Below are 493 nucleotides of genomic sequence, written 5' to 3' on the forward strand. Positions count from 1 at the left end.
ACGCTGAAAGTTTAGAACGGTTTTGCGGGCTTCTGAGTGCGTTTTTAACATCGTGCAAACTGACAAGTAAAACGATGCGAAATCGCTGAAAGTCACAAACTTGTTTTGTGGCAAGAAGCGATTTGACCAACCGAGTAAAACGAGGGCGGTAGGCTTTTTGTTTTTATCCTGATGAGCGTCCAGCGAAGAAAGGGAAAAACAGGGGGAGCCGAAACGAAATGACACGCCCCAGCGATGGCAAGTGAACCCCAGTGAACGTGTTTCGTTTTGGGGGGCAAAGCCCCCCCGTCAAGCGAAGCGTCTGACCACCACATTTTTTGAGCGACCAAATACAGGGGCGAAAAAAGGGGGTGGTCAGACGAACGCAGTGAGTTTGACGGGCTTGGGTGAATGGTTTTTTTCTCAGGCGTCCAGCCGAAGAAAATAGCCAGAGGGCGGAGCCTTATGTCATTCATTTTCGTCCAGAAAATGAGTGGCATTGATACTGAAAGTA

General features: G+C 48.9%; 1 protein-coding gene. It reads right to left on the minus strand.

All coding sequences use genetic code 11. The features are described from left to right. Positions 1-92: 92 nt before the first annotated feature. A partial coding sequence (locus tag BHE89_RS24465; protein WP_216081036.1) for a hypothetical protein occupies positions 93-493 on the minus strand: 401 nt, incomplete at its 5' end.

This window comes from Shigella sp. FC1967 (assembly GCF_001743005.1).
Lineage (GTDB): Bacteria > Pseudomonadota > Gammaproteobacteria > Enterobacterales > Enterobacteriaceae > Proteus.